Origin of the sequence: Thermoflexus sp., from assembly GCF_025055495.1 — a bacterium.
In the GTDB taxonomy this organism is placed as follows: domain Bacteria; phylum Chloroflexota; class Anaerolineae; order Thermoflexales; family Thermoflexaceae; genus Thermoflexus.
In genome coordinates, this window is the sequence record NZ_JANWXB010000106.1 from 1 (window position 1) to 5,882 (window position 5,882).

At 63.2% G+C, this 5,882-nt stretch carries 6 protein-coding genes; 2 read left to right on the top strand and 4 right to left on the bottom strand.

Annotation, left to right across the window (positions count from 1 at the left end):
• Both NZM16_RS03660 and NZM16_RS03665 read right to left on the bottom strand, forming a co-directional pair.
• The coding region (locus NZM16_RS03660) for a Mov34/MPN/PAD-1 family protein (protein ID WP_295478631.1) at positions 1–240 on the bottom strand (240 nt) is incomplete at its 3' end.
• Positions 201–458, bottom strand: a complete 258-nt coding sequence (locus tag NZM16_RS03665) for a sulfurtransferase TusA family protein (protein ID WP_295450850.1) — start codon at positions 456–458, stop codon at positions 201–203. The genes NZM16_RS03660 and NZM16_RS03665, both read right to left, overlap by 40 nt.
• 952 nt (positions 459–1,410) lie before the next feature.
• On the opposite strand from NZM16_RS03665, the gene NZM16_RS03670 reads away from it, so the two are divergent.
• Positions 1,411–2,085, top strand: a complete 675-nt coding sequence (locus NZM16_RS03670; protein WP_295478634.1) for a haloacid dehalogenase type II — start codon at positions 1,411–1,413, stop codon at positions 2,083–2,085.
• Between the two features lie 195 nt (positions 2,086–2,280).
• Entirely contained in the window at positions 2,281–3,207 is a 927-nt protein-coding gene (locus tag NZM16_RS03675; protein ID WP_295450855.1) for an NAD-dependent epimerase/dehydratase family protein, read from the top strand.
• 388 nt (positions 3,208–3,595) lie between these two features.
• Here NZM16_RS03675 and NZM16_RS03680 read toward each other — a convergent pair whose 3' ends face one another.
• Positions 3,596–4,582, bottom strand: a complete 987-nt coding sequence (locus tag NZM16_RS03680; RefSeq protein ID WP_295478637.1) for an ABC transporter ATP-binding protein — start codon at positions 4,580–4,582, stop codon at positions 3,596–3,598.
• Positions 4,579–5,565: an ABC transporter ATP-binding protein gene (locus NZM16_RS03685; protein WP_295450861.1), complete on the bottom strand. Its 987-nt coding sequence runs from the start codon at positions 5,563–5,565 to the stop codon at positions 4,579–4,581. Before NZM16_RS03685 ends, NZM16_RS03680 begins: the two co-directional genes overlap by 4 nt.
• Positions 5,566–5,882 lie beyond the last annotated feature (317 nt).

Below are 5,882 nucleotides of genomic sequence, written 5' to 3' on the forward strand. Positions count from 1 at the left end.
TTCCCACCCGCGGGCCTCCAGCTCCCGCATCACCCGGATGAGATCGTCCGGGTGAACCCGATAGCGAACCGGGCTGGCCAGCTCATTCCGTGTAGGGTAGACCACCAGCACTCGGCGGCCGATTCCTCCCAGAAGCCCGCAGGCCTCCAAGGGCCACTCCGCCTGGACATGCGCCAGAATCCGCCCGGCATCCTCCGCCGTCAGATCGAGGGATTCCGCTTCCGGATCCAGATCGCCCATGTTCGTTCTCCAACTGGCTCGACCTTCAGCACTTCATCTCCCTGCAGCCTCACACTGCGGGGGACGTTGTGGGTCGCTGGCTCATAATCGACCAGCACCCGGAGCACCTGGCCCACCTCGATCTCTTCCAGGGCCAGGCGGGTCTTCACATAGGTGTAAGGACACACCTCTCCCCGGATATCCAGCTCCAGGTTAGGGTTCAGCGCTTCTCGATCCATCGCGTCTCCTTGCCCGTGCCGATCTGTCTCCGAAGACGTTTGCGCCAGAGACCCCACGGTTTCGCCGAAGCAGGCGCTGCATGCTATCCTGAGCGACGGGGAGACTCCGGCTTGCGCGGGCGCTGTTTATTGTCCTTCGCCCGGGCAGGGTCGTCAACAGACTCGGTCCGAGGTCCGCTGCCAACCATCGGGGTGACAGTTGCCTGGCTTCAGCAGGCAGGTTACGTAATCAGGCGACGCACGGTCCCAGCTCCATTTTCCTCCCAGTGGCCTGAAGAGCTGACGTCAAGCTTTCATCCGATCCTCGTGGAGGTTTCCGATCATGTCCCTGTGGCCTAAGGGGACCGCGCGGAGGAGGGGACAAGGGGGAGGATAATGTTTTCTTGTGACGGATAGAGCCTTCGATTCCCATTAGAATTTTTGGGCGGGCGAGGCCACCTTCGGCGGCCTCGCCCGCCCAGCATCAATAATGGGAATTAGGCCGTTGGGGGCGTAATCGCCAGGGCCGGATGACCCCGCCCCCAAAGCCCTCAGAGGAAGCCAACCTCGTAGCTCCTGTTAATTTAATGGAATCCCCTTTCCCCGAGGCCGAGGGGCCTCGAGGAGAGGAGGTACAGGGGGATGGGGCCATTGAGGCCGCATTCCTCGTCCGTCAGCAGTAAAACGCGACCAGGAGGGACGGTCCTTTCCGCTGGATCGAAGGAACCTGCCAATGGCCACCGGAGGGGCCCCGTGGGCTTAGACAAAAGGTGTCAGACGCTTCCAAAAATCCAGTTCCAGGCAACAATCCATTTCGATGTCTCGGTTTTACAAGAGAAAAACCCCTTCCATTCCCGCGGTTCGAAGGGCGGCTGGGTGGAAGGAGTGTTTTGAAATGGGGCAGACGGTCAGAAGCGACATGCCCCACCATGATTTTCCTGGGCGGAATCCATTACAGGGGGTGCGCTGCGCGATGGGTCGCTATCGCTTTCTCACTTTTGACTGTTACGGCACGCTGATCGACTGGCAGGCCGGGATCGCCGAGCATCTGGGGGATATTCTACGTCAGCATGGGGTGGACCCCGCGCCGGAGGAGCTTCTCCGGATCTATGTGGAGGAAGAACATCGCCTGGAGTCGGGGCCTTACCGGCGCTATCGGGAGATCCTGGCGGAAAGCGCGCGGGCGGCGGCTTCTCGTTTCGGCGTTCGGATTTCCAACGCGGAGGCCCAGGCTTTCGCGGATTCCCTGCCGGACTGGCCGCCCTTCCCGGATACCGTGGACGGCCTTAAGGCGTTCGGTGTGATGGGCTTCCGACGGGTGATCCTCTCGAACGTGGACCGTGATCTGCTGGCGGAGACCATCCGGCGCCACGGTCTGGAAGTGGATGGGGCGATCACCGCAGAGGACACTCGCACCTATAAACCGAATCCCCGTCACTGGCTGGCCTTCTGCTCTCGCTATACCGCCCGCCGGGAGGAGGTGTTGCACATCGCGCAGAGCCTTCTCCACGACATCCGGCCAGCCCTCCGCCTCAAACTGGATTGCGTCTGGCTGAACCGGTATCGGGAGCCGCTCCCGGCGGATGTGCGGCCCACTCAGATGTTTTACGATCTGGATGCACTGGTCGGGTGGCTGCTGACCTCTTGACAGGCGTAACGCTCTCCCCCTTCCCACGGAGGGGAGAAGGGAGCTGTTGACCTCCTCTGGGGGCTCAGGGGATAAAGCTATCCTGCCCTGGCCATACACTGTGCCCTCTCCCCAAGGGGGATACAGAGGGAAAGGGCCATTGATGTTATCTATCTTCCATTCGTCAGCACGGAAACGCTACCAACGGGAGGCGATATGCGGATCCTCATCACCGGCGGCGCGGGGTTCCTGGGCGCCGCCCTGGCCAATCGGCTGGTCCGCGAGGGCCATACCGTGCTCGCCCTCGACGACCTCAGCGCGGGAGATCCCCAGCGTTTGGATTCCCGGGTGGTCCTCGCCCGGGGGGACGTGCGGGATGTCCCCCGGCTCTGGACGCTGTTGCAGGGCGTGGATCTAGTCTATCATCTGGCGGCCCGGGTTTCGGTGCCCGAGTCCATCCTGTATCCCCGGGTTTATCAGGATGTGAACGTGGGTGGCACGGTGGCCCTGCTGGAGGCCATGCGGGACGCGGGGGTGAAGCGCCTGGTGCTGGCTTCCTCCGGCGCAGTCTACGGCGATCAGCCGGTCCAGCCGGTCCACGAGGAGCTTCTCCCTCGCCCGCTCTCCACCTACGCGGTGACCAAGCTGGCGGCCGAGCATTTCGTTCGGACCCTGGGCCGGCTGTGGGGGTTCGAGGTGGTGATCCTGCGGATTTTCAACGCGTATGGCCCTGGCCAGCCGCTTCCAGCCGCCCATGCGCCGGTCACCTCTCGCTTTCTCAAGCAGGCGGTCGAAGGCGGAACCCTAGTGATCTTCGGGGATGGAACCCAAACCCGGGATTTCGTGTATGTGGACGATGTGGTGGAGGCCCTGCTGGCGGCTGGGAAGCGAACGGACCTGAACGGGGAGATCCTGAATGTGGGGAGTGGCCAGGAGATCTCCGTCAACGAGCTGGCGGAGATCGTGATGCGAGTCGTCGGTCGACACGTTCCAGTGATCCACAGCCCCGCCCAGGACGGTGGGGTGGCCCGGTTGTGCGCGGACCTTCGGAGAGCGGAACGGCTCCTCGGATATCGGCCGCGGGTCTTCCTGGAGGAGGGCCTCCGCCGAATGCTCCAGGAGGATCCACGGTTCCGGATATAAGTCCTTCCCCGATGGAGGATACGAAAGCCGGGCCAAGGGCTTTCAGCGCTTGGCCCGGCCGGGAATCTTGTTTGTCCTCTACGCCATATGCAACTTCAGGCGATAAATTCGATCCAGGTGCCATCGGGAGGGAAGCAGGCCAACCCCCTGAATCCCCCGGAACAGCTCGGAAGTTGCCCATGGCGTCCCCTCTCTCTGCAGCCCTGGAGTTATCGGGTTGAGAGCCGGTTGGGCGCGGTGGAAGGGGCTTATCCCCTTCTATCCCCTCTCCCCACGGCCCTCTGGACGGGAGGAAGGTGGGGGAGAAAAAGCTGCCCGGAGGAGCGAACGCCGTGACTTCTCGCCTGTTTCCCTCTTCCCACGTCGCTCTGCAGCGCGGGAAGAGGGCTCATTCCGCCAGATGGCATGCCACCCAATGGCCAGGGCGGACCTCCCGCCATTCCGGCTCGACGCGCTTGCAGATCTCCTGGGCGATGGGGCAGCGAGGATGGAACCGGCATCCGCCAGGCGGGTTGACCGGGCTGGGAACCTCCCCTCGCAGGATGATCCGTTGCCGTCGGGCCTCCACCGCTGGGTCCGGCACCGGGACCGCCGAGAGCAGGGCCTGGGTATACGGATGCAGCGGGTTCTCATACAGCTCGATCCGATCCGCCAGCTCGACGATCTTGCCCAGATACATCACGGCCACCCGGTCGCTGATGTGCCGGACCATAGCCAGATCGTGGGCGATGAACAGATAGGTGAGGTGGAAGCGCTCCTGAAGCTCCTGGAGGAGGTTCACGATCTGAGCCTGGATGGAGACGTCGAGGGCGGAGATCGGCTCGTCGCACACGATGAAATCCGGCTGGAGGGCCAGCGCGCGGGCGATGCCGATGCGCTGACGCTGCCCCCCTGAGAATTCGTGCGGATAGCGGTCGGCGAAGATAGGGTTCAGGCCCACCAGGCGGAGCAGCTCCTCTACTCGCTCCCGTGCCTCCTTCCCCCGGGCGATGCCGTGGATCTCCAGCGGCTCGGCGATGATCTGGCCCACAGTCATGCGGGGGTTGAGGGAGGCATAGGGATCCTGGAAGATGATCTGCATGCGGCGCCGCATGCGCCGCAGCTCGCTTCCCTTCAGTTGCGTCAGGTCGACGCCGTCGAAATACACATGGCCTCGCGTCGGCCGATAGAGCTGCAGGATCGTCCGTCCGACGGTCGACTTCCCGCAGCCGGATTCCCCTACCAGCCCCAGGGTCTCCCCACGCCGGATCTCGAACGAGACCCCATCCACGGCGTGCACGTAGCCGATGGTGCGGGTGAAGATGATTCCCCGAGTGATCGGGAACCACTTCACCAGATTTTCCACGCGAAGCAAAACCTGCCCGTTCCGGTTCACCGCGGCCTCCCCGTCGTAACATCCACCCAGCAGGCGATCCGGTGATTCGGAGCGATCTCCTCCAGCCGGGGGTTCTCTTCCCAACAGCGATCGAAGGCATACGGACAGCGAGGCGCAAAGGGGCAGCCCCGCGACAACTCCAGCAGATCCGGAGGCATCCCATCGATGGACACCAGCCGCTGGCGCTCCCGGCGGTCCAGACGGGGGAGGGATCCCAGCAGCCCCAGAGTGTAGGGATGACGGGGATGGTGATACAGCTCCAGGACCGGGGCCTCTTCCACGATGTAGCCGGCATACATGACCGCTACCCGATGGGCCAGCCCGGCCACCACTCCCAGGTCGTGGGTGATCCAGATGATCGCCATCCCCAACTCATCCCGGAGCCGCTTGACCAGATCGATGATCTGGGCCTGGATCGTCACGTCCAGGGCGGTGGTGGGCTCATCGGCGATGAGGATCTGCGGGTGGCAGGCCAGGGCCATGGCGATCATCACCCGCTGTCGCATCCCACCGGAGAACTGATGGGGATAATCGTTCAGGCGCTCCTCAGCGTTCGGGATTCCGACCATTTGGAGGAGTTCGATGGCCCGCCGACGTGCCTCGCGCGGGGACATATTCAGATGGGTTTCCAAAACCTCCGTGATCTGCCGGCCGATGGTGAGCACAGGGTTCAGAGAGGTCATCGGGTCCTGGAAGACCATGGCGATCTTTGAGCCCCGGATGCGGCGGATATCCGCCTCGTCCAGTTTCAGCAGATCCACCCCCTGGAAAAAGACCTCGCCCTTTGTGATCCGGCCGGGGGGCTGGGGGATCAGGCGAAGAATGGAAAGCATGGTGACGCTCTTCCCGCTCCCTGACTCCCCCACGATCCCCAGCGTCTCCCCCTCGTGAAGCTGGAAAGAGACCCCGTTGACCGCATGCACCACACCATCCCGGGTGAAGAAGCGCACCTCCAGGTTCCGGACGTCCAGAAGCGGCGGCATAGGTTCCAAGCCTCGAGTTCAGGATCCCGTGCGTCCAGGCGTCGTTGGGGCATTCCGCCAGGGCGACATGCATTAGAATGATAGGCAAGCTGGAATCGCTCGTCAAGACGGCAGATGTTGGAGCTGGGGCGCTGCCTTCGGTGGCGCCCCAGCTCTAAGCGATATTTTCTCCCCCCGAGGCCTAAGGAACCTTGAGGAGGTGGGAAAAAGGGAGGAGAGGCTTTCTCCGCTCCTATTTGAGAAGGCCTCTCCATTGGATTCACTGCCGAAGTCCCACATGGCGTAAGGCTTCTTTGAGGGCGGAGCCAGGCGCTGAC